Raw genomic sequence first — 408 nt, 5'->3', positions numbered from 1 at the left:
CTCGCAACAGTTAAATATGTTACCAACTTCTTTTGAACTTTGCAAGCTATTTTTTCAACTTTTTCAAAATTCATTTTTTCATTGGCGCCGCTCAAATTTGCGACTTAATTAGAATACCCTTATTTGCTTTTTGATGCAAGAGCTTTTTTTGTTTCAGCAAAATAATTCAGCCTAAACAAAAAACGACTCTGCTTAAGTGAACAGAATCGTTATAATTTACTAGGTATATTACCCTAATTAAGGTTTATCGATCTTAGAAATAAAAAAAGGAGGAGGCCCGCGGCCTCCTCACTTCTTCATTCTTCATCCTTACTCCGGCTGTCAGACTCGAACTGACGACATCGTGATTAACAGTCACGCGCTCTACCAACTGAGCTAAGCCGGAATATTAAAAAAAGCGCGGCGACT

The 408-nt window shown here is 37.7% G+C and carries 1 tRNA gene; it reads right to left on the bottom strand.

Annotated elements, in window-relative coordinates:
* Positions 1-312: 312 nt before the first annotated feature.
* Positions 313-385 (bottom strand) — tRNA-Asn (locus tag KI210_RS08580).
* Between the last annotated feature and the right edge of the window lie 23 nt (positions 386-408).

This window comes from Lactobacillus corticis (genome assembly GCF_018327645.1).
Classification (GTDB): domain Bacteria; phylum Bacillota; class Bacilli; order Lactobacillales; family Lactobacillaceae; genus Lactobacillus; species Lactobacillus corticis.
This window is presented reverse-complemented; position numbering and strand designations above follow the sequence as displayed.